Here is a 25,349-nt window from a genome sequence, read left to right on the forward strand (position 1 = left end):
TGACGTACCACGCGTCAAGGGCTTTTCACTTCTTAGGGCTAGCCACCTTTCAGAGGACGGATTGCTTCGTGCCTCGCAATGACATATCGGTATTCCGTATTACGACAGCCAGCCTTTGCGGTAGAAGTATACCAGCTGCACCACCACTACCAGCAGCAGGATGCCCAGCAGAATGGGGTAGCCCAGCGGGTGGTAGAGCTCGGGCATGTTGAGGTAATTGATGCCGCCGTGCGGGTTTTCGCGCTGGAAGTTCATGCCGTAGAGGCCCACCACAAAGCTGAGGGGGATGAAAATGCTGCTGATGATGGTCAGCACTTTCATTACTTCGTTCATGCGGTTGCTCTGGTCGGAGAGGTACAGCTCTACCAGGCTGTTTACTGACTCTTTGTAGCTCTCGGCCAGGTCCAGGGCCTGCACGGAGTGGTCGTAGCAGTCGCGGAAAAATACCTTCATTTCCTCCGGCATCACGTCATCGGGCAGGCGCAGAACTTCCATGATTTTGTCGCGCTCCGGGTACACCAGCCGGCGGAAGCGCACAATGTCTTTCTTGATCTGCAGGATGCGGCCCAGCAGTCGGCGGTCGGCGCGCTTGGAGCGGAAGATAAGCTCCTCCAGATGCTCAATATAGTCGCCGATGGCGGCCATGGTGGGGAAGTAGTGGTCCAGCACCACATCCGTCAGGCTGTAGGCCAGATACATGGGGGGGCGGCGCATAATCTGACTGCGCCCGGAGCGGATGCGCTGGCGCACGGAGTCCAGGCAGTCATCGTAATCATCCTGAAACGACAGCACATAGTTGGGGCCGGTGAACAGGCTGAGCTGGTCATCGTCGATTTCCAGATTGGAGGTAAACTCCGTCATGCGGGAAACCATAAACAGGCGCCCCTCATCAAACTCCTCTACTTTGGCCCGTTGGTAGTCGCCCAGCACGTCTTCCATCTGCAGGGGGTGCAGCTCAAAGTCGTCCATAATGCGCTCCATCAGGGGCAGGTCGTCGTAGCCGCGCACGTCTATCCAGTGGCGCAGGTGGGCGTTGCGCTGAAAGTAGTCTATCAGCTCATCATAGCTGGCATATTCCCGCTCCTCAAAAACATCAGCATCATAAGAAATCATGAACAGCCGGGGCTTGTAGGAATTCTCATGAATAATGAGGCTGCCCGGCCGCTGGCCTACTACCTGGCGCCGCGCCTGCTTGGTTGCTTCCCGGTCGGAAATGCTGCTGGGGTTGGTATCGGCCGCCGACTCCGCAGCCGGCAGGGGGAGAGTAGCTTCGCCGAGGGGCGGAATAGAAGACATAGCGCTAGGGAGCAGGCGGGAGGAAAGGACAAGAGCGGCGCAAAACCGGATATGCTACGGAAGCTACTATAAAAAGTAACGCCTCAGGCCCCGGCCGCCGCCAGCACCTCCTGGTAGGAGAGCAGCAGCAGGGCCACCAGGGCCGCCATCAGACCCAGCTGCCCGGTGCGCCCCAGCCGCTCGCGGAAGAGCACGTAGCCGCCCAGCGCCCCCAGCAGAATGGTGCCGATGTTGGCCAGCGGATATACAAAGGCCCCATCGTTGCCAAAGGCCCCCAGGGCCCGAATCAGAAAATAAACGGAGTAAAAATTCAGGATACCCAGTACAATGCCCGCGGGCAGGCTGCGCCATTGCATGGTTTCTACGTGCGCGAACAGGCGGCCCGCCAGCACGAAAAGCCCTACTACAGCCGCCGTGCCAAACAGCAAAATGGGAAACAGCGCCTGATGCGCCGGCATGGGCAGCAACCGGGAGCTGGCGTAGTTGAGGAGCGTATCGCCGGAGCCGCTGGCCAGAAATGCCAGCACCGGCAGTAGCCAGGCGGAGCGAGCGGCCTGCGCGCCCCGGCTGCCCGCCGGAGCCGGCACGGGTTTCCAGACGGTAAGAATAATAGCCACTACGGCCAGCACCATGCCCACATAGTTGAGGGCGGTATAGGGCCGCTGGGCCTGCCGCAGCACCACCAGATTAAACGCTACTGGTATTACTAATGACATCTTGGTAGCCACGGCCGCCGCACTCACGCTTACCCGCTGGGTGGTGAGGGCCACCAGATAAAACGTGGCAATGAAAAGCGCGCCCAACACCACCGCCGCTACCAGCCAGGCTCCACCGGTTTTCAGCGGCGCCAGGGAAGGAGAACCGCTCATCAGCCAGCCTACCAGCGTGCAGGTCAGATAATTGACTACCAACGCCTGAAACGTGGGGATACGGAACTGCCCGAAATACTTAAACGTGAAAACAATTGCGCTCGAAAAGAGCACGTAAATCAGAAGCGCCAGCATAAAGACCGGTAGGGAATAAGCATCAGCAGCCATGCCCGGCCCAAAGCCAGGATTTTTCGCGCCGCTGATAGAAACGGGAAAGTGGGGCCGCAAAGCTAAGGGGTAGCTCCCGGGCGCGGCGTTTTTTTTACTTTCGCCCTCCATCCATGCCTACTGCCTTGCCTGCACCTGCCGTTTCTGATGATTTTCTGATGTTGCCGTTAGCAGGCGGGCGCTATACGGTGCGGTGGCAGGCAGGCAGCGGGGCCGCGCCCGGCCTGCCCCTGGCTTTCGACCCCTTGCTGTTTCTGCGGCCGGCGCACCTGGCTTTGCAGCCGGCCCCATCCGAGCGGCTACTGTTCTGGCTGGAAGACCAACGCAGCCAGCAGACGGTAGCCTTGTTCCCGGTATTTGGAAATGAGAAGTCAGAGCACAGTATCTCGCCTTACCAGGCCCCTTTTGGGGGTATTCAACTGGCTGAGTCGGTTGGGGCGGAGGTTTTGCAGGCGTTTCTGGCGGTAGTATTAGGTGAGCTGCAAACCCGTAAAATGCCGCTCCTACGCCTGAAGTGCTACCCCGGCGCTTATGCCCCGGCCGCCGTGCCCTTGCTGGCGCAGGCCCTCACCAGCCTGGGCTTTCGGGCAGTAGAGGCGGAGGTCAATCATCATTTACTGCTGGCCGAAGCGTTTGAAGCCCGGCTGCACCCCTCGGAGCAGCGGCGCCTGCGCAAGTGCCAGCGGGCGGGTATGCAGTTTGAGCAGGAGCCCCCCTTACTGCTGCCGCTGGCCTATGAATTTCTGGCGCGCTGCCGGCAGGAGAAAGGGCAGGCCCTTTCTCTGCCGCTGGAGCGACTGCAGGAGCTGTTCAAACAATTCCCGAGAGACTTTTTCCTGTTTTCCGTGCGCGACGCCGAGGGAAACTGGGCCGCCCTCACGGTAGCCATTCGCCTAAACGAGCAGGTGCTCTATAACTTTTACCCGGCCAGTCCGCTGGCTTACAATGCCTTTAGCCCGGTGGTGCTGCTGAATGCCGGCCTGCATGCTTTTGGCCGGGCCAATGGCATGCGTTTGCTGGATCTGGGCACGTCTATGCTCCCCGCAGGGAGCCCCAATTTTCCGCTGCTGCGGTTTAAAGAGCACCTGGGGGGCGTCATGAGCCAGAAATTTACGTTTGAGGCAGCGGCCCCGCAGCCCTAGCCAGCTTTCTGCCCCTTGAACTCCGCCACCACTTCTCCGCCAGCTTCTCAGCCCGAAACCCGCAATGCGGTTCTGGGGCGTTTTCTACGCGGCTCGTTGGGCTCAGGGGTGGCGGTGCTGGCCCGGGCGGGCGGGGCGCTGCTGCTCAATAAGCTGCTGGCCCTGTATGGCGGCGCTGGTGGGCTTACCCTGCTGGCCCATTTCCAGAACCTGATGGCCATGTTCACCACCCTGCCGAATGATGGGGTACATGTGGGCATGGTGAAATATCTGGCGCCGCTGCGGGCAGGCTCGGCCCGCTTTCGGCTGTGGCTGGGCGCAGGCTTGGTGGTGAATGCCGCCGTACTGGGGCTGGGTGCCGCGCTGCTGCTGCTGGGGCGCGGGCCGTTAGCGGGCGTGTTTCAGCCGTCCATAGGCTGGGTGCTGCTGTTTACCTTGGGTATTGGCTTGCTCACGGGCCATGCGTTTCTGGTATCGGTGCTGCTGGCGGCCGGGCGCCTGCGGGCGTATGTGTGGCTCACGGTGCTTCTGAGCGGGCTGGGGGTGCTGGCCGTAGGTGGGGCGCTGGCAGCACACTGGCCGGTGCGCTGGGCGTTGCTGGCCTACCTGCTGGCGCAGGGCGGCACCGTGCTGGTAACGCTGGTAGTTGCGGTGCGCGCCGGTCTGCTGCCTAAGCTCCCCGGGCGCATCAGCCCGGCGGCCCTCCGCGCCCTCAGTCATTTCCTGCTTATGGCCCTCAGCCTGCTGCTGTTCAGCAAAGCCGTTGATTTTGTGATGCGCGCCGTGCTGATCCGGTACTTCTCCCTGGCGCAGACAGATTTATGGCAGGCCGTGGCCAAGCTCTCGGACAACTACACCATGGTTTTTTCGGCGGTGATGGGCAGTGTTTTTTACCCCCGGCTGGCGGCGCTTATTCATCAGCCCGCGGCCCTGCGCACTTATATGCGCACAGTGCTGCTGCTGCTGGCTCCGGTGCTGGGCCTGGGGCTGGGGGCCTTATTTCTGCTGCGTAACTGGCTGTTGCCGCTGTTGTTTGAGCAGCACTTTGCGGCCGCGGCGCCGCTCATGGGCCCGCAGCTGCTCGGCGACTGGGCCAAGTTCCTGACCTGGACGCTGCTGTTTCTGCTCTCGGCACGGGCGCAGGTGGGGCGGTACGTGGCGGTGCAGGCCGGCTCAGCGGTATTATATGCCGTGCTGCTGGCGGTGTTGCTGCCCCGGTTTGGGCTGCTGGGCGCGCCGCTGGCCCACGCCGTGCGGTTTGGCCTACTGCTGGTGGGTACGGGCATTGGTTTTCGGAAGTACTGGCTGCCTGTTGCTTCCGCTGCATGATGCCCGCTGCTACTCCCGCGCTGCCGTTGGTAACCATTGTGGCTATTTGCCACAACCACGCACCCTTTCTTCGCGAAGCCCTGGACTCTATCCTGGCCCAGACCTACCCGCAGGTGGAGGTGCTGCTGGTAGATAATGCCAGTACCGATGGCAGCGTAGGTATTCTGCAGGAGTACGCGGCCCGCAACCCCGCGTGGCAACTGCAGCTGCATCCTCAAAACCTAGGGCTGTGCCGGGCTTTTAACGAAGCCTACCGCAGCTCCCGGGGAGAATTCCTGATTGACTTTGCCACGGATGATGTGCTGCTGCCAGACCGTCTTGCCCGGCAGGTGGCATTTTTTCAGCAGCTACCATCTACAGCAGGCATGGTGTATTCTAACGCCGAGCTGATTGACGAGCAGGGCTGCCACCTGCGCTACCACATCCGGCAGCGCCAGGGTAAGCCTTTTCCCGCGCCGGCCTCGGGGTGGGTTTTTGCCGAGGTGCTGCGCCGCTACTTCATCAGCACGCCCACCATAATGATGCGCCGTGCTACCCTGGACGAGCTGCATGGCTACGATGAAACGCTGTACTATGAGGATTTTGATTTCTGGGTGCGGGCCTCCCGCCACTGGCAATTCTACTTTCTGGATGCCGTAACCACCCGCAAGCGGCAGCACGGTCGGGCTATGTCGCGCGGCGCCTACCGTCCCGGCGACCCGCACCTGCGCTCTACGCTGGCCATCTGCCATAAAGCCTGGGCACTATGCCAGACCGGAGAAGAGCGGGATGCCCTGGCCATTCGGGTGCGCTGGGAAATGCGGCAGGCTGCCCGCTGGGGTAGCTACGGGGCAGCCGCGGCCTACTTCGCACTCCTGCAGCAAACCGGCCGCGCCACTATGCTGGACCAACTGGTTGGTCGGGCGGCACGCCTGCTAAGCCGCTTTCAGGGGAAAACCTGGTAAAGGCGAACCTTTCCTTTTTGGGCTACCAGCTGCCGGTGCGGAAACCACGCCAGAACCTCCGGCTCCGTGTATTGAATCAGCTGCCGGGTAAGCTCGGGGTTGGTAAGCGTACTGCCGTTTACCAGCAGCCAGGCAGGCTGGCCGGGCGCAGGCGGTAGGGCGCGGGCACTTTCATAGCGCCGGTAAGCCAGGGCCGGAGGGGGCGTAAAGTCATAGTAAAAATCGGCCTTTTCCAGCAGGTGCTCATCCACAAAAACCACCCCCTTGGCCGTAGCCGGCAGATATTGCCTGATTATGGCCTGCTGCTCAAAGAAGGAAAACGCGCTGGGTTTGGCCATGAAATACAAGGGCCGAATGGCCAGCACTGTTGCCAGTGCTACAATGAACAGTGCTGGCAGGTGGGAGAGAAGCCACCCCGAAACCCTCCCCGTCCAATCCAGTAAAAACAGGCCAGCGAAGCAAAAGCCGGTGCCGGCATATATCACTGCGCTGCTATTGTGCAGCCACAGGGCACAAAGCAGCAGCCCCAGCGCCAGCCACCCCGCAGCCCGGTAGTTGCGCAGTGCCTCCCGCAGCCCAAAGCCTGCTGCCAGGCACAGCGGGGGCAGGAGCGGGGCCATCATGCGGGGCGTGAGGGTAATGGGGTTGTAGTGCGCCAGGGAAGTGCTGCCCCACCAAAAGCAGGCCATGGAGCTGAGCGCCAGCCACAGCCAGAAACGGGCTTCCGGGTGTAGGAGGGCATGGCTGAAAGCGGCTGCCAAGGCCAGCAGCAGCGCCACGCCCACGCCTGCCGCTATAAAGCTGGCCAGGGGCTGCCAGGTTAGCCGCGCCAGCAGCTGGCCGCGCTGGCTGCCCAGATAGTTCTTCGGCTGGAAATAAACGTTGGCCTGCTCAATGCGGTGCAAGCGGTAGAGGGCGTCGCCGGTGTGGGCGTAGTAAAAGCTCAGGTAGCCTATCAGCAAAACCAAACCCATACTCACGGCGCCCAGCCAGAACCGCTGGTGCTGCCGGCGCAGCAAATCCACCACTAGTAGGCTCAGGTAAAAAGGCAGATAAAACACAATGGTTTCCTTGGCCAGAAAGGCGGTCAGCGTTAGCGTGGCAAAGCCAGCTCCCCAAAGGGCCGGGTGTCCTTGCTCAGGGCGCCGGCCCCACAGTAGGGCCGCGGCGCTGGCCAGGGCCGCGAACATGAGAATATTATCGGGATACAGATAGTTAGACAGCGTGAGCATGAAATAATGCAGCCCCAGTAGCACCATGGCCCCGGTGGCTACCAGTGGCGCTCGGCGGCGGTATAAGGCCCAGCAAATAGCCAGCGTGCCCAACGTGCAGAGTAGCGGCCACAGCGTGGTAGTATAAATCCCTACTCCAAACAGGCGGTACAGCAGCGCTACCGGTGCAAAAACCAGCAGCCTTTCCCGAAACGGCTCGGCCAGCAGGTGTCGGGCATCGGGGTTTACCTGGAAAGTGCCCGAAGCCAGCTCATGCGCCAGACGGGCATAGTGGTAGTCATCGTAGTCGTAGAGGCCTTCGTGGGTGAAGAAGAAATACGCTACTATGAAAACCACCAGGCTAAGCAGCGTCCAATCGGCCAGGCGCGGGGAGGTGTCCTTCATAGTACAAAACAAGGGGTTTATCTGGTAGGCACCGGGTTACTTTTGTTGGTATCACTGAAAAAGCCAAAAAAACCTGCAACTTCGCCGCATCATCCTAAGCAGCATGCCGCTGCCGTATTCAAAAAATCCTTTTTTTAAGTTACATGGTCAAGAGGTGGCCTCGCATCTGGCACTGCCTGGTATTGCCCGCCTTACTGCTGGTACTTACCGGAGTGGTGCTGGGGTTCTACTATGAGACCAATGATGATCTGGCCATCATCCAATTACTGCGTGGCAATACAGCGGCGGCCCCGGTAACCAACCTGCACCTTTATTTTCATGGCCTGGCCTGGGTGCTGGCCGGGCTGTTTCGGCTGCTGCCCGCCGTGCCCTGGTATGGTGTGCTACTTTACACGCTGCTGTATGCGGCCACCGCGCTAACGTTTGCCGTGCTGGATAAGCTGGTGCGGCACCGGGTAGCTCCTGAACTGGTCACGGTGCTGTTGGTACTCTTCTACAGCATGGCCTGGGTAGAGCACGCCATGTGGTTTAATTATATGCGGGTGCCCTTACTGCTGGCTGGGGCCGGCCTGCTGTATGCCGCCCAACGCCCGGAGCAGTTCAGCGCCCGTGTCATCGGGATGGTGGCATTTGGGCTGAGCTGGCTGATACGGCCCAGCGCGGCCGATCTGGCCTTGCTGCTGGTGGTGCCCGGCGTGTTGTGGCTGGCCGGGCGGCGCGCTATGCCGCTGCTGGGGGTGGCCGTAGCCTGGGCGCTGATAGGGGGGCTGGCAGCCGGCCTGCTGCGCGGCAACGAAGCCAGCACCTTCCGGACCCTGGATGTCCTCAAGTCCAACGTCAACGACTATCAGCTATACCGACCCATACCCCGCACTCCTTCTGACAGCCTGGGCGTGCAGGAGGTAGAGCAGTGGCTATTGGGGGATTCGGTATTAATAAACGAAGCCTTTTTTGCCCGGGCTTACGTGCCCGATGCCCGGCATTTTACCCAGGAAGTACTGCCCCAGAAGCTCCTGCTTACGGCTGGGCAGCTGGCGCTCAACTATTTTCCCCTGCTGCTGCTCATTTTGGTGCTGCAAATATGGGTAGCCACCAGTGCCCGCATGGCCGGGCGCGGCCGTTTCTGGCTGGTACAAGTGGCTTTCCTGGGGCTGCTACTGGTATTGGGCAGTATGCTGAAACTGCCCTCCCGGCTGGCCCTGCCGGTGCTGAACCTGTGGCTGCTCACTAACCTGGTGTTTTTGCTGCGCGATTCGCGCCGGCCCGTCAACCACGAAATCCTGAGCTTGTTACTGGTGCTGCTGCTGGCCGCCGCGCCCTATGGCTACAAACTTTGGCACCGCCACACTACGCTGGAGGCGGAGCAGCTGCGCGGCCGCCGGGCACTGGCCCTGTTTCGGCGGCAGACGTACCCGGCCCCGGTGGTCGTAACCGATGCCGTAAATGCTGCCTATAAGTCGCAGAACCCGCTGCGGGTGCATACCATTGGCAGCGTGTATCTGAAAACGTGCCTCAACCTCACGGGCTGGCCCACGCTGGACCCCTCGCAGCCCCGCCTGCGGCAGCGCCTTACCGGCACCCGCGACTTTACCGAAAGCCTGCGGGTGCTGGCCCGGCGCCGGGCAGCCGTAAAGTGGTATCTTACTCCAGCTACTGCCCGGCTGCTCAATCAGCACCTGGCCTGGCGGCAGCAAAAAGGGCAGCCCCGGCTGAGTTTACGCACCCGGCAGCCCGTGTCGGGAAATAATGACCTGCCCCGGCTGTATATTCCCGTGTTTGAATAGCCTTATTGGCGAAAACAAGGAAAAATGCCAAAATTTTATAGCCGCACTTACAGGTGCCGCACGTAAGTGCTGAAAAGCGAATCTTTACATTTGGCGCTTGATTTCGAACCTCTTTTCCCACCACGCCCCATGATTGCGACCCTCACTTCCCGCGGGGAAGTACTTCAGCACCTCGAACCTTTTTTGCGGGAGAACATGGGTTCTTTCCTGAAAAAGGTAGATGAGAGCTGGCAGCCTTCCGACTTCCTGCCCGACCCCCGCCTCGATACATTTTTTGATGAAGTAAAGGAGCTGCGTGAGCGGGCCAAGGAGCTGAGCTACGATTTGATGGCCGTACTCATTGGCGATACCATCACGGAAGAGGCCCTGCCCAACTACGAGGCCTGGTTTCATCAGCTCGATGACCTGGGGCGCGACCCCAACAACGGCTGGGCCCAGTGGATCCGGGGCTGGACGGCCGAGGAAAACCGCCACGGCGACCTGCTCAACCGCTACCTGTACCTTTCCGGCCGCGTAAACATGCGCGAGTTTGAGGTAAGCACCCAGTACCTGATTGCCGACGGTTTTGACCTGGGCACCGCCCACGACCCTTACCGCGCCTTCATTTACACCAGCTACCAGGAAGCGGCCACCAACCTCTCGCACCGCCGGGTAGGTACGCTGGCCCGCAAAGCCGGCGACCACGCGCTTTCCAAGCTCTGCGGCATGATTGCCGGCGACGAATCCCGCCACGCCCGCGTGTACCAGACGTTTGTGGAGAAAATCTTTGAAGTAGACCCATCCGAAATGATGCTGGCCTTTGAGGATATGATGCGCAAGAAGATTGTGATGCCCGCGCACTACATGCGCGAGATGGGCGTGGAAATGGGCAAAACCTTCGGGCACTTCACCGATGCTGCCCAGCGCCTGGGCGTATACACCAGCCAGGATTACACCGATATTCTGGAAAGCCTCATTACTACCTGGAACGTAAGCCAAATCACTGGCCTGAACGGCCAGGCCGAAAAAGCCCGGGACTATATCATGGCCCTGCCCGCCCGCCTGCGCCGCGTATCAGAGCGCATGCCGGTGCCCAAGCTGGAATACCGCTTTAAGTGGATTGACTAAGCAAGCTTAGTCTCCAGCATCAAAAAGCCCCGCCTTCTTCCATTGGAAGAAAGCGGGGCTTTTTGATGCTGGATATATCAGCTAAGCCGCCTGCGCTTAAGGATTGATGCTGTTCTCAAAAGCTACCTGCTGGAAAACCAGCCCCATTCTGGGCAGTTGGTAACGGATGGTGCGCGTGCCGCCGCTGGGGCAGCAGTTGGCGTCTTCTTCCTGGTATACCGGAAAATGACGAAGCACCTGCTGGCCTACCACCTCAAAAGTATCGTGGCCCTGGTAGCCTTTGGCGGCGGGGCCGCCCAGGCCGGGGAGCGTAACGGCCCGGCGACCCTGGTTCTGGTATTCAAAGCCCAGCAGCTGCCCGTAGGAGCCGCTGCCGGCGTCGCTCACAAAGATCAATAGCTCAGGAAAGTCGTTTTGGTTGAGGTTGGTAACGACTACGTCGGATACCCTGCCTTCCAGCTCCTGGGTGGTAGTGGCCAGCGTACGGCCCTTTTTTTCCGTGTGCAGACTCAGCTGCTGCTGCGCGCCCTCCCCGGTGGTTTGCACCAGAAAGCGGAAGTCGCTGTGCCGGAGTTCTTTCCGAAAGGTAACCGCAGCGGCCGGGGCAGCCGGCGTGGTGGTGGCCCGCAGCTGCGCCGGATCAGCCGATTCAGTAGTGGTACGGGAAGAGTCGCAGGCCGCCAGCGCTACCAGCAGGGGTAAGACGAGCTTTTTCATAGCAAACAGGCTAAGGAGCCCGCGAAAAAGCCGGCTCCACAGCTAAGTAGTACCCGGAAAATGCCCCGGAGGTTGCCGGAATTACGGCACTATCTGCACGCCTTTCCAGAATGCCACGCGCCCTTTAATATGCTGCGCGGCCTCAGAAGGAGTGGGGTAGTACCAGGCGGCATCCTTGTTCAGCTCCCCCTCAATGCGCAGGGAATAATAGCTGGCCCGGCCCTTCCAGGGACAGGAAGTGCCAGCAATGCTATCCTCGAAATATTCCCTTTTCAGCGCCTCGGCCGGGAAATAATGGTTGTTTTCCACCACTACGGTGTCGTCGCTCTCAGCTACTACGGTATTGTTCCAGATGGCTTTCATAGCTTGGTATTAGGTTTTAGGTGGTTGGGCTGCTGCCGCGAAGTGCTCTGCCGGTAGGAAGAGTATCAATCATCGGCAACTAAAAACTAACTTCTCCGATTAGTTGTTCTCAGGGCTCATTGACTTTGTTATGGCTGCAGGTTTTCGTTTCCGGGATTTCGTGCCCGAGGACTTACCCGATAAAGGGTTTGAGTCACTCCTCAAGATATTTATGCAACTCATCACCATCACCAGCGGTGATGTGGGCGAGGCCTTATCCTGGCTTTCGGAGCTGGACAAGCAATACGGGCTGACGGAAGATGGCTATGGCATTGGCGACTTCATTGAAGACCTGAAAAAGAAGGGCTACATTGATGATGACCCGCAAAAGCAGGGGGCGTTCAACATCACGACCAAAAGCGAGCAGAAAATCCGCAAATCGGCGCTGGAGGAAATCTTTGGCAAGCTCAAGAAATCGGGGCAGGGCAACCACCGCACGCCCCACACCGGCCAGGGCGACGAGCAAAGCACCGACATGCGCGAGTTCCGCTTCGGCGACTCTCTGGACCAGATTTCCATGACGGAGAGCATCCGCAACGCCCAGCTCAACCACGGCCTGAGCGGCGAGGATTTTATGCTGACCGAAGGCGACCTGGAAGTGCGCGAGAACGAGCACAAGAGCCAGACCAGCACGGTGCTCATGATTGATATCTCGCACTCCATGATTCTCTACGGCGAGGACCGGATTACGCCCGCCAAAAAAGTAGCCATGGCCCTGGCCGAGCTGGTGAAGCAGAAATATCCCAAAGATTTTCTGGATGTGTTGGTGTTCGGCAACGATGCCTGGCAGATTGAGGTGAAGGATTTACCCTACCTGCAGGTGGGGCCTTACCACACCAACACGGTGGCCGGCCTGGAGCTGGCCCTGGATCTGCTGCGCAAGCGCAAAACGCCCAACAAGCAGATTTTCATGATTACCGACGGCAAGCCCACCTGCCTGAAGGAAGGCACCAGCTACTACAAAAACTCGTTCGGGCTGGATCGGAAAGTGGTGAACAAAACCCTGAACCTGGCCGCCGCCGCCCGCCGCCTGAAAGTGCCCATCACCACCTTCATGATTGCCTCTGATCCGTATCTGCAGCAGTTTGTGGAGGAGTTCACGCAGGTAAACCAGGGCAAAGCGTACTATAGCTCCCTGAAAGGTTTGGGTCATTTGATATTTGAAGACTACAAGCGCAACCGCCGAAAATCGGTGTAATAGAAGCCAAAAATGCCCGTCATACTGAACATATGGCGCATTAAGCCAGCGGCCGAAGCATGACGGGCTTCGGTTTGGCTTCCTCAATCTGCCTTACTTGTTTGGTACGACGCCATCTTCCGGCGTGGCATTCTTGATTTTGGGAACGGTTTTCAGGTAAGCCCACAAGGCGTGCACTTCCTCGTCGGTGAGGGTGGAGAATTTGGGCATTGGGCCGTGCAGGATGCCGGAGGGTGCCATCCCAAATTTCACCGCTTTGCTGAATTGTTCTTCGCTCCATTTGCCGAGGCCGGTATTGGGGTCCATGGTGATGTTGCGGCTGATGCGAACCTGGAGGTCATCGTCGAGCAATTTGTCGCCGCCACCCAAATAGCCTTTTGATAGTTCGGGGTTGGATTCGTTGTTGGTGTTTATGCTTTTCGAATGGCAGAAGTAGCACTGGTAGCGGGCAATGACCAGATACCGGCCCAAGGCCACAGGCTTGGATGCGGGGGGCGCATCGGCGAGGTGCTTGACCGGCGGAATTGGCTTTAGCGCGGTGGTCATAAGCGACTTGGCCAGCGGGGACAGTTTCTGGGGCTGGCTGGCCTGGGCGGTGGCCCGGGTCAGTGGGTTGTCGGCTCGCAGAAAGGCCACAATGCTGGCGGCGTCTTCGTCGGAGAGGTAGGCAAAGCGCGGCATGCCCAAGCGCGGGCGGCCATCGGGGCCAGCCCCGGTGCGCAACAGGGTCACCACTTGCTGGTCGGTCCACTGCCCGATGCCGAATTGAGGGTGTTTCGTAATGTTAGCCGAATGCAAATTGCCCAGGTCGGTGCCCAGGTCGGGCATGGGCCGGCCCGATAACGTCTTAGTGGACGGGTTTTGGTGGCAGTGCACGCACATCAGCGCGACTATTTTCTCGCCTTGCAGCACGCGTTTCGGGGTGCTGGGCCGCACTGCTGTCGGCGCTTGTTGGGTAGGGCTGCCTCGTTCCTTTATTAATGCGGCGAAGCCAGCCACTGCCAGCAACAGCATGCCAAGTACCAGACCGAGGATATGCAGGGGCTTTTTCATGTTCTCGCGGAATAAGTGGGGGAATTAGTAGCGAGTTTTATATAAAAAAGCATAATAAATATTAATAAATGAATAGTCGAGTTTGAGATATTACAGGAGTTTGGAGACACTCTGCACGCAAGGCCTATTACAGCTCCCTGAAAGGCTTGGGTCAATTGATTTTTGAAGACTCTAAGCGCAACAGGCGCAAGTCGGTGTAGCCGAGAGCTTTGCTAGGCAACGTTTTAGCTGCTGTTATGAAAGTAATTTTTAAAAGCCACCGTGGGTTTGTAACGTCGGCGGCTTTTTCGGTATCCTGTGCATATGAAGTATTTATACTCAGTTTTTCTATCACTATGTGGCTGTGCATCGGTTGCTCCGTCGTTTACGGCCGCACCTCTGGTCCCTCAGCCCACAATGGCCGTTATTAAGGGTGTTATTCGGAATGCCACTGTCCAGGACACGGTGCGCGTCGGTTATCGGCTGGGAGAGAAATTTAGCGGTGCCAAAGCCGCTGTTAATGAAGCAGGGGAGTTCACGCTGCGCCTCACTAACCTCACGGCCCCGCTCAATGCCCAGCTTATTTTTGGCGCGTTTGAAACCATCTACATCAGCCCCGGCGACTCCCTGCAGCTAACCGCTGACAAGAAGGACTTGCTGGGTACCTTGCGCTTCTCTGGGCGTGGGGCGGCTGCCAATAACTACCTCACGCAGGCCCAGCGGCAGTTCGATGCCAACTACGACAGCTGGCCCGAAAGCCGGCCTTCCGCCGCTACGGCTACCCCCACTGAGTTCCGGCTGCTGGTTGATACTTACCGTCAGCAGCAGCTGGACACGCTGGTCGCCTATCAGGCCCGGGAGTCGCTGCCAGCGGGCCTGCTGGCTTCGCGCCGGCTGGTGCTGGATATGCAGCATGGCCGCTCGTTGCTGCGTTATGCCAGTATGCTGAAGCGCCGGACGCAGAAAGAGCCAGAGTTACCGGCCCATTACTTTGATTTCCTGGCCACCTTACCGCTGCGGGAAAAGCCCATGCAGACGGCAGAAATATCCTTGGTAGAGTCTCTGGGCTGGCTGATTGAAGCCTACCATTACGTGCGCTTATTGCCACCCAACGGGCAGCTGCCTGGCAAAGCCGGTTCTGCAGAGCAGATTTACACCCAGGCTACGGCTGATTTTGGCGACACCCCGGCGCGTGACTATGTAGTAGGCGGCCTGCTTACTAATCAGCTCTACGATTTTCGGGACACCGGGCGCCCGGCCGTATTAGCGGCGCTGCCAGTATTTTTGGCTCATAATCGGGATTCTACTACGGCCCGAAACCTCCGCCAGGCCTTGCAGGCTACGGCAACTCTGCAGCGGGGCAATCTTGCACCGGAATTTAGCTTGCGCGATGCCAGTGGCAAGACCGTGGCCCTGCAGGACTTCCGGGGCAAAGTAGTGTACCTCGATTTCTGGTATAGCGCCTGCAAACCATGTCTGGCTGAAGCGCCCGCCGCCGTGCCGCTTAAAAAACGCTTTCTGGGACGGGAGGTGGTGTTCCTGTATATATCCGTAGACCAAAACCCTGAAACCTGGCGGCGTACGCTGAAAAAATACCCGCTCACTGGGGCCAATAGCGTGCATTTGCTGGATGCGAAAGGCGACAAGGCAGCCAAAGCTTTTCAGGTAGGAAGCTTTCCCAATTACTGGATTATTGGCCGCAACGGGCGTATCTGGCAAAACTCTGCCCCCCGGCCTTCATCAGGGTCGGAGGTAGTGGCGGCGCTGGAAAAAGCCCTGGCAGAAAAGCCATAGAGGGCTTTATCCTGGCTAAACCAAAAACGGCGGCCCTGACAAGGGCCGCCGTTTTGGATAGGTGTGTGGGTTGTGCTTAGCGTGCTGCCACTGCGCCATCTTCGGCGGTTGCATTCTTGAGTTTGGGCACCGTATGCAGATAAGCGTAAATAGCCTGGGCTTCCTGCTCCGACATCAGCGAGAATTTGGGCATGGGCAGTTTCAGGAGGCCATTGGGGGCCTTCCCGTAGCGCACGGCCTGCACAAACTGCGCTTCGGTCCAGTCGCCGATGCCGGTTTCCTCATCACAGGTAATGTTGCGGCTCATAATCTCCTCGCCCGTGGGCGTCAGCAGCCTGGTGCCGCCGGCCAGGTAGCCTTCTGACTGCTCAGGCACCAGGGCATTGTTGGTTTTGAAATCCTTGGAGTGGCAGTCGTAGCACTTGTAGCGGCCCACTACCAGGTAGCGGCCGTAGGCCACCCCATCCGTGGTATCGGGAGTCAGCACGGGTTTGGTGGGCACGGGCGTGGGTTTCATCACGGTATTCACCAGCATCTTACCCAGGAAAGATGGCTCCTGCTCGTGCGAGGGAATGGGCTTGGCCTGCACCAGGGCATTATTGGAGCGCAGAAACGCAATAACGCTGTTCACATCCTCATCAGACATATGCACGAAATTGGGCATCACCATCCGGAAGCGGCCATCACGGCCAATGCCGGTGCGGAACAGGCCTACCAGCTCGGCATCGGTCCAGGCGCCAATGCCGTGGGCTTTGTCCTGCGTGATATTGGCGGAGTAGAGCTTCCCGAATTCCGGGGGCAGGTCGTTTATAAACTTGCCGGTCAGGGCATTGGTTTGGCGGTCCAGGTGGCAGTCGGCGCACATGGCTGTTACTATCTTTTGGCCCTGCAGCACCCGGGCCGGTGTAATTGCTACTGGCTGCACGGGTAGTTTGGGAGTATCATACGTGGGGATGCCCCGGGCCTGAACCCATACCACAAACCCCAGGACTGCCAGCACGCCAATTGCCAGCACCCCGCCCAGAATTTTGAATATTTTTTTCATAAAATGAAAGGATAGGTATATGGCTACAAGTATATGCCTTTCGATATTCTTAGGCTAACTAACTAGAATTCTGGCGCATCACATAATGATGTGATAGGAAGCAGATTTTTTGAGCCGGTACCCTAATCCCGCCGAACCAACCACCCTGTTCAATAGTTGTATTAGCTCCGTTGCCCGTATATATCCATCTACCGGGCTTCTCTTTACTCTCCGTATGATCCCATCTACCATAAGCACCCTCGGTGCCCTGAAGAAATCCGGCTATCAGCCCCGCTCCGTTAAAGAAGAACTGCGCGCTAACCTCATTCAGAAGCTGCGCAACAAAGAAGAAGTGTTTCCCGGCATTTATGGCTACGAGGAAACCGTAATTCCAGACCTGCAGCGCGCTATCTTGGCCGGCCACCACATTAACCTGCTGGGTTTGCGGGGCCAGGCTAAAACCCGCATTGCCCGCTTGCTGGTAAACCTGCTGGATGAGTACGTGCCCGTAGTGGCCGGCTCCGAGCTGAACGATGACCCATTGCAGCCTTTATCGGTATTCGCCAAAAATCTTATTGCTGAAAAAGGGGACGACACGCCCGTAACCTGGCTGCACCGCGACGAGCGCTACACCGAAAAGCTGGCTACGCCCGATGTATCCGTGGCAGACCTTATCGGCGACGCCGACCCTATTAAAGCGGCTACCCTGAAGCTGCCCTACTCCGATGAGCGGGTAATTCACTTTGGCCTGATTCCCCGGGCGCACCGCGGCATTTTCGTGATTAACGAGCTGCCCGATTTGCAGGCCCGCATTCAAGTGTCCCTGTTCAATATTCTGCAGGAAGGCGACATCCAGATTCGGGGTTTCAAGGTGCGCCTGCCGCTGGATATCCAGTTTGTGTTCACGGCCAACCCCGAGGACTACACCAACAGGGGCTCCATTGTTACGCCGCTCAAAGACCGGATTGACGCTCAGATTATCACGCACTATCCCAAGAGCATCGAAATCGGCAAGCGCATCACCAAGCAGGAAGCCCGCATTAAAGAGGATCAGAAAGGCATGGTGACGAGCAACGAAATCATGCACGATTTGGTGGAGCAAGTGGCCGTGGAAGCCCGTGGCTCCGAGTTTGTGGATGCTAAATCGGGCGTTTCGGCGCGTCTTACCATTTCCGCTTACGAGCAGGTAGTGGCCGGGGCCGAGCGTCGGGCGCTCATCAATGGCGAAAAGAACACCTACGTGCGCGTAGCCGACTTTATTTCGGCGGTGCCCGCCATTACCGGTAAGGTGGAGCTGGTGTATGAAGGCGAGCAGGAGGGAGCCGGCATTGTGGCCGAAAAGCTGATGGGTAAAGCCATCCGCACGCTGTTCCTGAGCTACTTCCCCGACCCTGATAAGGCCAAGAAGCTAAAAGGCCGCCCTTCGCCCTACAAAACGGTGCAGGACTGGTTTGGCAGCGGCCACACCGTGGATATTCTGCACGATGCCTCCACCAAAGACTACCGCGCCGCCCTGGACCAGGTGCCCGGCTTGCGAGACATCGTGACGGAGCTGCACCCCAAGGAGGATAAGGAAACCACCTATTTCCTGATGGAATTCCTGCTGCACGGCCTTTCCGAGTACAGCCTCATTTCCCGCAACCGCCTCACGGCCGGGGCGCAGTTTAAAGACCTGCTTTCCTCCATGTTCACCATGCCCAGCTTTGGCGAAGATGATGACGAGGAAGACGAGGATGAGCGCCCCCAGCGCGGCCGTCGCCGGTAGCAAGTCCGGATATCCGAAGCATAAAAAAAGCCAGCCCGAATGGGCTGGCTTTTTTTATAGGGTGCCATGGGAGTTGTTTATTAATTAACCCCAACGTCATGCAGAGCACAGCGAAGCATCTCGCGTGCTGACGTTTTAGTGGTATACTACACTAGCGAGATGCTTCGCTGTGCTCTCATGACAAACGAAGCCAAGTAGCTTCAGGGCTAAAACGCTAATTCGCGACCTCAGTTTCAAAGCCCTGCAGTCCCTGTAGCAGCTGTTCGGTTTCCTGCTGCTCCTGCAGGGCGTAGCGCTTGCTATAGTTGCGCAGCACCAGCCCCGTGAAAACCGCCAGCGCCACCGGCAGGCCTATCTGCCAGGCCGGCCGGCCTTGGTAACCATCTATAAAATACAGCGCCAACCCAGTGTTCAACAGAATGATATACCCCTGGTAGAACCGCAGGCCATAGTCCTGCTGCCACTGATAGTAGCGGCGCAAACGGGCAACGTAGGCCGCCGGCGCATCCTGAGCAGAGAAGGTGTAAAAGAGTTGCAGACTCTGAAATTTCCGCCAGATGGCACCCAGCAAAGCTACGCCGGCCAACAGCAGCCCCGCCAGCCCCAGCCCACCTACGGGCCGCATCAGATACACCCACACCATAACGGGCGGCACGAGCAGAATAACGGCCAGGCTGCCAGTTTTCTGCAGCAAAATCTGGCGCCGGCGGGTTGCCAGCTGGTGGCGCACTTCCGCCGCATGGGTGCGTACGGCAGGCTCAGGCGTAGCCTGCCACAAGCGGCGCAACTCGTCCTCATCGAAGTCGGGGGAGGTGGAATCAGAAAGCATCGTCTTCTTCGGGTACGTATTGGAGAAGTTGGGCCAGGCGCTGGCGGATGCGGTGCAGGCGTACGCGCACATTGCCCTCGGTCTGGTCACAGATTTCGGCGATGCGCGGGTAGGGTAGCTCATCCAGCACCAGCATCATCAGCAGGCGGTCGGCTTCGGGCAGCTGGCCCAGGGCGCGGTGCAGGCGGGCCAGTTGGCCTGCCTGCGGGTCCGGGGGTGGCGTGGGCACATCGGGAAGGGTGCTACCGGCGGCTTCCGGGCGGCGCTTGGTCTGGCGCACCCACAGCAGGCAGGTATTCATGCAGATGCGGTAGAGCCAGGTGCTGAGTGCCGCCTCCTGCCGAAATTTGTCCAGGTTCAACCACACCCGCAGGAATACTTCCTGCTGCAGGTCGTTGGCGGTGTCCGTGTCGCCGCCGCAGTAGCCCAGGCACAGGCGCTGCACCCGGCGGTGGTGGGTTCGGTACAACTCATCAAACAGCAAAGCATTGGCAGCAGGCATGCAGGGCGCGGCTTAGGTGAGACGGCCGGAAGTTAGGGTTTGGCCGGATGCGCCGCCAGGTATTGCTCAATGTTTGTCAGCGTCCACTTGGGGTCATCCAGCATCATAAACTCGCGGGCCGTATCGTTGAGGCGTACTTCTACGCCTTTGCCGGCTGTGGCCAGCTGCCGCTCAAACATGGGCTTTACTTTGGCTGCGGTGAGGTCGGGCTGCACGGCTTTGCCGGCCACCCAAATGCCCAGGAGCAGTACGGGCACCTGCAGGCGGGGCAGGGCGGGGCGCAGGTCAGTGGTCATGCTCTCGTATACAATGTTGGCCCAGGTGGCGCGGTCGGCCTGCGCTGCCCAGCCCAGAATGCGGCGCTGCTGCGCGGTATCAGTAGCCCAGGTGCTGATGAACATTTTCTGCTGCTGCAGGAAGGTAGGCTGCGGCATGTTCAGCAGCATGGGCATCATTTTGTCGCGGGCGGGGAGCTTTAGAGAATCGGTAGTCAGGTGGGGGTTAGCAACGGCAAAGGGAGCGGGTAGGGCTTCCAGCAGTACCAGGCCGCCGAATAATTCGGGGAAGTCGGTGGCGGCCCGCATGGCCATCATGCCACCGGTTTGGTGCGCTACCAACACCGGCCGGCGCAGTTTGTGCTCCCGCACATAGTCGGCCAGGGCGCGGGCATAAGTGGTGTAGTAGGAATCAGTAGGGGCCACCTGCATGGGGGCCACGCCGCCGGTGCCGGCCAGCGTAACCACGTGGCACTGATAGCGGCGGCCCAGCGCGGCGGCGGTTTCGCGCCACAGCTCACCGGGGGCCACGTAGCCAGGCACCAGCAACAGCGGCCGGCCATTTTTCTTCCCTACCACTTCCACCTTAATGGCATCAGCGGAAGAAGAGGCCTGAGCGCGGAAGCCCGGCAACAAAACAAACACGAGGATGAAGGAGAGCAGGTAACGTTTCATAGCACAGAAAGGTTAGTTGGTTTTGTCCTTCTGATACCGCGCCTGCCGGTTTGTTACAGGGAATAGGAAATATTTCTGAAATAATTTTTCAGCTTGCTAAAACGCCGGGCTTTCGGTGCCTTAGGGTAGTAAACCAACATGCATGAAAAAAGCCTCTGACCATATAGTCAGAGGCTTTCTTGCTTTCAAATCAGATAGTGAATTATGCCTCTTCGCTTACCACAATTTTCTCAATCGTGTCGTTGGCTTTAATCTGGTCGATGATGTCAATGCCTTCTACCACTTTACCGAACACGGTGTGGTTGCGGTCGAGGTGGGCGGTGTTCTGCCGGTCGTGCACAATGAAGAACTGCGAGCCACCGGTGTTGCGGCCGGCGTGGGCCATGCTCAGGGCGCCGCGCTCATGGTACTGATGGTCGCCGGTCAGCTCGCAGTCAATTTTGTAGCCGGGGCCGCCGGTGCCGGGCGCGCCTTTGGCACCGTCGCGGGAGTTGGGGCAGCCGCCCTGAATTACGAAGTTGGGAATCACGCGGTGAAACTTCAGCCCGTCGTAGAAGCCTTTCTTGGCCAGATCGGTGAAGTTTTTAACCGTGTTGGGAGCGTCCTTTTCGTAGAACTCCACTTTCATAACACCCTTATTGGTGTGGATTTCGGCGGTTTTCATGCGGATGGGGTAAGTGTATGAACAGAGAATATGGCCAAATAGCCAGCAAGAGGCAAAGGTAGCCAATTTGCTACGGTGAACATCCGAGGCCTCCTTTGGTTTCGTAAGGACTTCACCGCCGCCAGAAAACCACGCGCGGCTACTCTACCATCCACCAAAAATCTTTCACGCGTTTCATGAAAAAGACCCTGCGTACCACCTCTCTGGCCCTGTTCGCGGCCGCCTTCTCCCTGGGCCTGGCCAGCTGCGGCGACCAGAAAACCACCGAAACCACGGAAACGACCATCAACCCCAACCCAACCGTAGACTCGGCGGCTTTGATGACGGACTCTGCGCGCATGGGCAAGCCCGCAGGCGTAGAAGTAGGCGGTGCCATGATGACGCCCGATAAAGACATTGTAGACAATGCCGTGAACTCTAAAGACCTCACCACGCTGGTAGCCGCCGTGAAAGCCGCCGGGCTGGTAGAGACCCTGAAGGGCAGCGGCCCGTTCACCGTTTTTGCGCCCACCAATGCCGCTTTTAATGAATTGCCAAACGGCGCGGTGGCGGGCCTGATGAAGCCGGAAAGCAAAGAGAAGCTGGCCGGCGTGCTGAAATACCACGTTATCGCCGGCCGAATTATGGCCTCCGACCTGCATGACGGACAGGAGCTGACCACCGTGAACGGGGAAAAGGTGAAAGTAACCGTGAACAACGGCCAGGTAATGATTAACAATGCCGCCGTTACCATTCCGGATGTAGTATCCAGCAACGGTGTAACGCACGTGATAAACCAGGTGCTGCTGCCGCCGGCTGCCAATTAAGCAGTTGCTAAATCTGCCTGCAAAAATGCCCGCCCTGCAAAGGGCGGGCATTTTTACTTAAGTCAGGGCCGGGAGCCGCAGGCCGGCTTCTTCCGATACCCGCCTGGCAAAGGACGTCCAGTCTTCGTCGCCGGCGGTGCGGGCCACGGTGGTGGTGAGGTGATTGAACACGATGTTGGCAATGGGCATGGGCACGCCGTGGTCCTGAGCTTCGTGCATCACCAGGTCCAGGTCTTTGCGCAGGATGTGGGGCGCCGCGCCCAAGGGCTTGTAGTCCTCGGTAGCTACCATATGGCCGTAGCTTTTATAAATAGGGCTGTTGAAGATGGTGCCCGTCATAACTTCATAAATCTGCTGCCGGCTTACGCCGCTTTTTTCCGCCAGCGTAAAGGCTTCGGCCATGGCTTCAATGGCGGCGCCCAGCATAAAATTACCGCACAGCTTCACGGTACTGGCCGCGCCCGGGTCTTCGCCCACATCATATTGACCCTGACTGATGGCGGGCCATAACGGCGCTAAACGGCTTTTGGCTGCCTCTGGCCCGGACAAACATACCCACAAGTTAGCGGCCTGCACGGCATCGGGCTTGCCAAACACCGGGGCACTTACCAGCGTGGTGCTGTGCTCCTCGTGCAGGCGGGCCAGCATTTGATTGGTGGCAGGGGCCACCGTGCTGCAGGAGGCGTGGATGGAGCCCGGTACCATAGCCGGCAAAAAACCATCTATGCCCAGGGCCAGGCTCTGCAGCGCAGCGTCACCCGTCACCATGGTAAATACCACTTCGGCCTGCTTTACGGCTTCGGCCGGGCTGGCTGCCACCGTGGCGCCCATAGCCACCAAGGGCTCGGCTTTTTCCTGGGTGCGATTATATACCGTCAGCTGATGACCGGCCTTCAGCAGGTTGGCGGCCATGGCCTGACCCATGTGGCCCAGGCCCAAAAGCGCAAGTTGTGCCATAAGATTCGTGTTTCAGAAGGAAACGTAAATCTGCCGGGCTAAGGGCATTTCCCGGCCATATAGAATTTAGCAGCTCGGCTGTAGTGCTGCCTGTTGCTCTAGCTGAGGAATGCGTAGTAGCGGCCGTAACTACCTGTTCAGCGGTTACTTCCGGTTGTCCTCGCCGGCCAGCATACTCAGGTAGCTGTCGTAGCGGGGCAGGGCAATGCGGCCTTTCTCCACGGCTTCGCGCACGGCGCAGCCGGGCTCGTGCTGGTGCTGGCAGTTGTGGTAGCGGCACTGGCCCAGCAGGGCGCGCATCTCCGGAAAATAGTGCGCCAGCTCGCCGGGTTTCATGTCTACCAGGCCCAGCTCTTTAATGCCGGGCGTATCAATTAAGTAGGTGCCGGGGCGCACCTCCAGCATCTCGGCAAAGGTGGTGGTGTGCACGCCTTTATCAGAAAACTGGCTGATTTCGGCGGTTTTCAGCGCCAAATCGGGCACTAGGGCATTAATCAGCGTGCTCTTGCCCACACCCGAGTGGCCCGAAAGCAGCGTCACCTTGCCTTCCAGCAACGCTTCAATCTCCGCCACGCCCTCGCCGGTGTGCGCCGAGCAGCGCAAACCCGGGTAGCCGGTGCGCTGGTACATATTTAGAATCTGCTCCTGATAGTGGGCCAGCTCCTCGTCGTATAAGTCGGTTTTGTTGAAGATGAGCGTAACGGGAATGTGGTAGGCTTCGGCCGTTACCAGAAACCGGTCAATAAATCCAAACGAAGTAGCCGGCGAAACCAGCGTAACCACCAGCAGCGCCTGGTCCAGGTTGGCGGCTACAATGTGGGAGTGCTCACTTTTGTGCACCGAGCGCCGGATAATGTAGTTGCGGCGCGGCTCAATGTGGTGAATCACGCCGGCGCCTTCGGTTTGCTCTTCTACTGTGAAATCTACCTGGTCGCCCACGGCCAGGGGGTTGCTCACCTTCAGGCCCTGGTTTTTAAACTTGCCCCGTAGGCGGCAGCGGTGCAGCTTACGGGTGCCGGCCTCCCGCACTATATACCACGAGCCCGTTGATTTGACGATGGTTCCGGTCATGGGAAGGAAGTGAGAGTTGGGAAGAAGTGAAGCGGATGGGAAGCGGCTAATAACAGTCAACTCAGGCTGACTTTTCTTTTACGCTGCTTTCCAGCCAGGTCATGATTTTGCGCGTGGCCCCGCTATGGTCGTGCACGTAATCCAGGCTCACGTCCTGCACCTTCAGGCGGCGGTCTTCATTGTGAAAAAGGGGGCCAAATGTGTTCAGCAACTCCTCGGCTGAGTTCACCGGGAAAGCACACCCCATGGCCACCAGATCCTTTGCTTCCTGAAACTTCTGGTACGTAGGTCCAAAGAACAGCGGCAAGCCGAAGGCAGCCGCTTCCAGCGTGTTGTGCAAACCCTTGCCAAAGGCCCCACCGATGTAGGCAAAATGCCCAAACCGATACAGCTGACTCAGCAGCCCCACGTTATCCATCAGCAGCACGCGGGCCTCGGCCACCGTTTCCGGGCGGGCCTGGGAGTAGCGCACCACGCTGCCCGGCAGGGCTTCTTCCACCAGCCGCAAATTGGTTTCGCTGATTTCGTGCGGGGCCACAATGAAGCGCAGGTCCTGGGAATACTGGCGCAGCAGGGGCGTAAGCACAGGCATATCTTCCGGCCAGCTGCTACCGATGATAAAGACTGGCGCCCAGTCGTCCACGAATGCATCAACCATCGGCAGCTGGCGGGGCGCAGCCGAGGCCGTTTGCACCACGGTATCAAAGCGGGTGTCGCCGGCTACGCTGCTCCGGGTGAGGCCAATGGTGCGCAGCAGTTCCGTAGAGGCCTGGTTTTGAGTGAAAATGTGCGTGAAGCGGCCTAGCACCTGGCGGAAGAAACCACCCCAGGGCTTGAAAAACACCTGCTCCGGCCGGAAAATAGCCGATACGCAGATGGACGGCACCTGCCGCCGCTGCAGCTCCGTGAGAAAGTGGTACCAGAACTCGTACTTCACAAAAACCGCCAGCCGGGGCTGCACCGCATCCAGAAAAGCCTGGGCATTGTGGGCGGTATCAAGCGGCAGATAGAAAACGTAGGCAGCCCCGGGCCAGGTGTGGCGCACCGTGTAGCCGGAGGGCGAGAAGAACGTGAGAACAATTTTATGGTCCGGGTGGCGGGCCTTGTAGGCTTCCATCAGGGGGCGGCCCTGCTCAAACTCGCCCAAAGAGGCGCAGTGAAACCAGGCCAGAGGCGCCGTTTCCTGGCGCAGCGCTTCCTGAATGCGCGGTAACAGCCCACGCCGGCCCTCCACCCATTGCGCCGCTTTGGGCACAAAGGGCGCTACCAGCTGCAGCAGCAGCGCGTAGAGTTGCAGGGCCAGAGAATACAGGAAACGCAATGGGCGGAGCTTGGAAGGTGCTTCTAAAGTCTAAACCAGGGTTTTGTTTTGCAAAAAACCTT

General features: G+C 58.9%; 23 protein-coding genes. 9 read left to right on the forward strand and 14 right to left on the reverse strand.

Going from position 1 to position 25,349, the window contains the following annotated elements; genetic code table 11:
* Window positions 1–99 precede the first annotated feature (99 nt).
* The gene (corA, locus tag PK28_RS08880; protein ID WP_082017038.1) at window positions 100–1,296 is read right to left on the reverse strand and encodes a magnesium/cobalt transporter CorA; all 1,197 of its coding nucleotides are present in this window, start codon (window positions 1,294–1,296) and stop codon (window positions 100–102) included.
* Window positions 1,297–1,379: 83 nt separating this feature from the next.
* On the reverse strand, window positions 1,380–2,300 hold the full coding sequence (locus PK28_RS08885; RefSeq protein ID WP_044516676.1) for a DMT family transporter: 921 nt from the start codon (window positions 2,298–2,300) through the stop codon (window positions 1,380–1,382).
* A gap of 146 nt (window positions 2,301–2,446) precedes the next feature.
* Between PK28_RS08885 and PK28_RS08890 the strand changes: the two genes are divergently transcribed.
* The 3 genes from PK28_RS08890 to PK28_RS08900 are packed head-to-tail and all read left to right on the forward strand — an operon-like array spanning window position 2,447 to window position 5,748.
* Window positions 2,447–3,475 carry a hypothetical protein gene (locus PK28_RS08890; RefSeq protein ID WP_156126319.1) on the forward strand — a complete coding sequence of 343 codons (1,029 nt, stop codon included), beginning with the start codon at window positions 2,447–2,449 and terminating at the stop codon, window positions 3,473–3,475.
* 15 nt (window positions 3,476–3,490) lie between these two features.
* Entirely contained in the window at window positions 3,491–4,804 is a 1,314-nt protein-coding gene (locus tag PK28_RS08895; protein ID WP_044513423.1) for an MATE family efflux transporter, read from the forward strand.
* Entirely contained in the window at window positions 4,801–5,748 is a 948-nt protein-coding gene (locus PK28_RS08900; RefSeq protein ID WP_052430545.1) for a glycosyltransferase, read from the forward strand. Before PK28_RS08895 ends, PK28_RS08900 begins: the two co-directional genes overlap by 4 nt.
* On the opposite strand, the gene PK28_RS08905 is transcribed toward PK28_RS08900, so the two are convergent.
* Window positions 5,730–7,364 carry an ArnT family glycosyltransferase gene (locus PK28_RS08905; protein ID WP_044513424.1) on the reverse strand — a complete coding sequence of 545 codons (1,635 nt, stop codon included), beginning with the start codon at window positions 7,362–7,364 and terminating at the stop codon, window positions 5,730–5,732. The genes PK28_RS08900 and PK28_RS08905 overlap by 19 nt on opposite strands.
* 143 nt (window positions 7,365–7,507) lie before the next feature.
* Between PK28_RS08905 and PK28_RS08910 the strand changes: the two genes are divergently transcribed.
* Entirely contained in the window at window positions 7,508–9,148 is a 1,641-nt protein-coding gene (locus PK28_RS08910) for a hypothetical protein (RefSeq protein ID WP_156126320.1), read from the forward strand.
* 129 nt (window positions 9,149–9,277) lie between these two features.
* Window positions 9,278–10,255 carry an acyl-ACP desaturase gene (locus PK28_RS08915; RefSeq protein WP_044513426.1) on the forward strand — a complete coding sequence of 326 codons (978 nt, stop codon included), beginning with the start codon at window positions 9,278–9,280 and terminating at the stop codon, window positions 10,253–10,255.
* Window positions 10,256–10,351: 96 nt separating this feature from the next.
* Here the strand turns inward: PK28_RS08915 and PK28_RS08920 are convergent, their stop codons facing one another.
* Entirely contained in the window at window positions 10,352–10,972 is a 621-nt protein-coding gene (locus PK28_RS08920) for a hypothetical protein (RefSeq protein ID WP_044513427.1), read from the reverse strand.
* Window positions 10,973–11,053: 81 nt separating this feature from the next.
* Window positions 11,054–11,335, reverse strand: coding sequence for a DUF427 domain-containing protein (locus PK28_RS08925; RefSeq protein ID WP_044513428.1), 282 nt, complete (start codon window positions 11,333–11,335; stop codon window positions 11,054–11,056).
* Between the two features lie 130 nt (window positions 11,336–11,465).
* Here PK28_RS08925 and PK28_RS08930 point away from each other — a divergent pair, with 130 nt between their 5' ends.
* A complete protein-coding gene (locus PK28_RS08930) occupies window positions 11,466–12,572 on the forward strand; it encodes a vWA domain-containing protein (protein ID WP_044516685.1) in 1,107 nt (368 codons plus the stop codon).
* Between the two features lie 93 nt (window positions 12,573–12,665).
* Here the strand turns inward: PK28_RS08930 and PK28_RS08935 are convergent, their stop codons facing one another.
* Window positions 12,666–13,625 carry a cytochrome c gene (locus PK28_RS08935; protein WP_044513429.1) on the reverse strand — a complete coding sequence of 320 codons (960 nt, stop codon included), beginning with the start codon at window positions 13,623–13,625 and terminating at the stop codon, window positions 12,666–12,668.
* A gap of 396 nt (window positions 13,626–14,021) precedes the next feature.
* Here PK28_RS08935 and PK28_RS08940 point away from each other — a divergent pair, with 396 nt between their 5' ends.
* Entirely contained in the window at window positions 14,022–15,398 is a 1,377-nt protein-coding gene (locus PK28_RS08940; protein ID WP_044513430.1) for a TlpA family protein disulfide reductase, read from the forward strand.
* Window positions 15,399–15,474: 76 nt separating this feature from the next.
* Here the strand turns inward: PK28_RS08940 and PK28_RS08945 are convergent, their stop codons facing one another.
* Window positions 15,475–16,443 carry a c-type cytochrome gene (locus tag PK28_RS08945; RefSeq protein ID WP_044513431.1) on the reverse strand — a complete coding sequence of 323 codons (969 nt, stop codon included), beginning with the start codon at window positions 16,441–16,443 and terminating at the stop codon, window positions 15,475–15,477.
* 214 nt (window positions 16,444–16,657) lie between these two features.
* Between PK28_RS08945 and PK28_RS08950 the strand changes: the two genes are divergently transcribed.
* The gene (locus tag PK28_RS08950; protein WP_044513432.1) at window positions 16,658–18,187 is read left to right on the forward strand and encodes a sigma 54-interacting transcriptional regulator; all 1,530 of its coding nucleotides are present in this window, start codon (window positions 16,658–16,660) and stop codon (window positions 18,185–18,187) included.
* A gap of 214 nt (window positions 18,188–18,401) precedes the next feature.
* Here the strand turns inward: PK28_RS08950 and PK28_RS08955 are convergent, their stop codons facing one another.
* The 4 genes from PK28_RS08955 to PK28_RS08970 all read right to left on the reverse strand — a co-directional run bounded on the left by PK28_RS08955 (window position 18,402) and on the right by PK28_RS08970 (window position 21,132).
* The gene (locus PK28_RS08955; RefSeq protein ID WP_044513433.1) at window positions 18,402–19,016 is read right to left on the reverse strand and encodes a hypothetical protein; all 615 of its coding nucleotides are present in this window, start codon (window positions 19,014–19,016) and stop codon (window positions 18,402–18,404) included.
* Window positions 19,006–19,518 (reverse strand): RNA polymerase sigma factor, encoded by a 513-nt coding sequence (locus PK28_RS08960; protein ID WP_044513434.1) that lies wholly within the window; start codon window positions 19,516–19,518, stop codon window positions 19,006–19,008. The genes PK28_RS08955 and PK28_RS08960 overlap by 11 nt, the downstream gene beginning before the upstream one ends.
* 32 nt (window positions 19,519–19,550) lie before the next feature.
* Window positions 19,551–20,468 carry an alpha/beta fold hydrolase gene (locus PK28_RS08965; protein ID WP_044513435.1) on the reverse strand — a complete coding sequence of 306 codons (918 nt, stop codon included), beginning with the start codon at window positions 20,466–20,468 and terminating at the stop codon, window positions 19,551–19,553.
* A 202-nt stretch (window positions 20,469–20,670) separates the two neighbouring features.
* Window positions 20,671–21,132 (reverse strand): peptidylprolyl isomerase, encoded by a 462-nt coding sequence (locus PK28_RS08970; protein ID WP_044513436.1) that lies wholly within the window; start codon window positions 21,130–21,132, stop codon window positions 20,671–20,673.
* 176 nt (window positions 21,133–21,308) lie between these two features.
* Here PK28_RS08970 and PK28_RS08975 point away from each other — a divergent pair, with 176 nt between their 5' ends.
* On the forward strand, window positions 21,309–21,938 hold the full coding sequence (locus PK28_RS08975) for a fasciclin domain-containing protein (protein ID WP_052430546.1): 630 nt from the start codon (window positions 21,309–21,311) through the stop codon (window positions 21,936–21,938).
* 57 nt (window positions 21,939–21,995) lie between these two features.
* On the opposite strand, the gene PK28_RS08980 is transcribed toward PK28_RS08975, so the two are convergent.
* The 3 genes from PK28_RS08980 to PK28_RS08990 form a co-directional block, all read right to left on the reverse strand.
* Window positions 21,996–22,895 (reverse strand): NAD(P)-dependent oxidoreductase, encoded by a 900-nt coding sequence (locus PK28_RS08980; protein ID WP_044513437.1) that lies wholly within the window; start codon window positions 22,893–22,895, stop codon window positions 21,996–21,998.
* Between the two features lie 144 nt (window positions 22,896–23,039).
* Complete coding sequence (rsgA, locus tag PK28_RS08985) at window positions 23,040–23,966, reverse strand: ribosome small subunit-dependent GTPase A (RefSeq protein ID WP_044513438.1); 927 nt, start codon at window positions 23,964–23,966, stop codon at window positions 23,040–23,042.
* 61 nt (window positions 23,967–24,027) lie between these two features.
* The gene (locus tag PK28_RS08990; RefSeq protein ID WP_044513439.1) at window positions 24,028–25,287 is read right to left on the reverse strand and encodes a 3-deoxy-D-manno-octulosonic acid transferase; all 1,260 of its coding nucleotides are present in this window, start codon (window positions 25,285–25,287) and stop codon (window positions 24,028–24,030) included.
* Window positions 25,288–25,349 lie beyond the last annotated feature (62 nt).

Origin of the sequence: Hymenobacter sp. DG25B (assembly GCF_000801315.1) — a bacterium.
Taxonomy (GTDB): Bacteria; Bacteroidota; Bacteroidia; order Cytophagales; family Hymenobacteraceae; genus Hymenobacter.